This window comes from Streptomyces sp. W16, assembly GCF_033194735.1.
Lineage (GTDB): Bacteria > Actinomycetota > Actinomycetes > Streptomycetales > Streptomycetaceae > Streptomyces.
In genome coordinates this window covers 1-1,871 of record NZ_JAWOAI010000978.1, presented here as the reverse complement: position 1 = coordinate 1,871, position 1,871 = coordinate 1, and the positions used below count along the sequence as shown (strand labels likewise).

Genomic DNA, 1,871 nt, shown 5'->3' with positions numbered 1-1,871 from the left:
TTCTTCGTGCTGGCCGCCGGGCTCGCCCTGCGCCGCAGGGGCCTGCCGCCCGCGCACCTCCTGGTCGTGGCAAAAGTGCTCAACTCCCGTGACCCGCGGGCTTATTCGCGGGACGAGCTCGCCGGCCTGTCCGACGACGAGGTCATCGACCGGCTGACCGCCCACACGGGTATCCCCGGCGCCGACGCGCTCTCGCCCGCGCAGCGGCAGGACCTGGCCGGCTCCTTCCGCTACGACACCCAGGTCGCCGGCCAGCTGTACTCGCGGGCGCTGGCCGACCCGCACGGGCACACCCTCGGCTGCCCGGTGACGGTGGTGCTCGCGGCCGACGACCCGGTGACGCGCGGACATGAGCAACACGCCGGGAACTGGGGGCTGTTCGCAACCGCGTTGCACGTGACCGCGGCCGACTCCGGAGGCCATCACCTGAACACCACCCGGCCCGAGTTCCTCGCCGAGTGCGCCCGGGAGGCAATGCGGGACGCGAGGAGGACACCGTGATGTTCACGCGCGTCCAGGACATCGACGTCGGCGGCGTCTTCCTGGAACTCCCGGGATACGCCGGGCAGTTCGAGACGCATCTCAAGCTCGAAGCCCTGCACCCGGCGGGCTCGATCAAGATCAGGACGGCGCGGGAGCTCATCGAGTCCGCCGAGACCGACGGGCGGCTGGGCCTCGGCAGCGAGGTCATCGAGTCGACCTCCGGGAACCTCGGAGTCGCGCTCGCCACCATCTGCGCGGCCAAGGGCTACCGGCTCACCGTCGTCACCGACCCCAACGCGAACACCCGCAGCATCGCCCACATGAAGGCGCTCGGCACCAGGGTCGTCGTCGTACGGGAGCGGGACGCGGGCGGCGGGTTCCTGCACACCCGGATCGAGTACATCGCCCGGCGGCTCGCGGACGACACCAAGCTGGTGTGGCTCAACCAGTACGCCAACCCCGCGAACGTCCGCGCCCACCGCCGTGGCACCGCCGCCGAGATCCTGGACGGATTCGGCGCCCCCGACTGGCTCTTCGTCGGCACCGGCACCTCCGGCACCCTCATGGGATGCGTGGAACACCTGCGCGGTGCCGGGTGCCCCACCGCCGTCGTCGCCGTGGACGCGGTCGGCTCGGTCACCTTCGGCGCGCGTCCCGGACCGCGCCGTATCCCCGGTGTGGGCACCAGCAGACGGCCGGAGATCTTCCGCGACGACGGATCGTTCCACAAGATCCTCGTCTCCGAGGAGGACACGATCCGGGTGTGCCGCCGCGTCGCCCGCGACCACGGACTCCTGGTCGGCGGATCCACCGGCACCGTCCTCGCCGCCGTCACCGCCCTGCGCGACCGCATCCGCCCCGGCAGCAGGGTGCTGGCCATCTCGCCCGATCTCGGCGACCGCTACCTCGACACGATCTACGACGACACCTGGGTCGCCGAGAACTTCGGCCCGCACCTCCTCGACCACCTCACAGAAGGCATGCCATGCACGAGTTCTCCGTACTCACCGGAAAGCACGTCGTCGAACTCCTCGACGGCCGCGAGCGCGACATCATCGACCTGGTCCGCGACGCCTATCTGACCCACGCGGCCGGCCACAGCGTCAACCCCGACAGCTACTTCCTGCGCTTCCCGGACAAGCCGGACTCCCGCATCATCGCCCTGCCCGCCTACCTGGGCGGAGACGTGGACATGGCCGGCATCAAGTGGATCGGTTCCTTCCCGCGCAACACCGCCGACGGTCTGCCCCGCGCCTCCGCCGTCCTCATCCTGAACGACTACGCGACCGGCTACCCCGTGGCGCTCGTCGAGGCGGCCTCGGTCAGTGCCGCCCGCACGGCCGCGTCCGCCGCACTCGCGGCGACCGTACTCGCCGGCGCCCCGCCCG

General features: G+C 71.4%; 2 protein-coding genes and 1 pseudogene. All 3 read left to right on the top strand.

Translation table 11 applies throughout. The features are described from left to right. Positions 1-501, top strand: a 501-nt coding sequence (locus R6V09_RS52170) for a hypothetical protein (protein ID WP_317888406.1), incomplete at its 5' end; no start/stop codon positions are given. Continuing rightward, positions 501-1,565, top strand: coding sequence for a 2,3-diaminopropionate biosynthesis protein SbnA (sbnA, locus tag R6V09_RS52165; protein WP_317888405.1), 1,065 nt, complete (start codon positions 501-503; stop codon positions 1,563-1,565). The genes R6V09_RS52170 and sbnA, both read left to right, overlap by 1 nt. Beyond that, positions 1,469-1,871 (top strand): annotated as a pseudogene (locus R6V09_RS52160) (2,3-diaminopropionate biosynthesis protein SbnB); the annotation flags it as partial. The gene sbnA and the pseudogene R6V09_RS52160, both read left to right, overlap by 97 nt.

What these genes read in the sequence shown, in the direction of transcription:
- sbnA (WP_317888405.1), top strand. Translation starts at nt 501, where the DNA reads ATGTTCACGCGCGTCCAGGACATCGACGTCGGCGGCGTCTTCCTGGAA.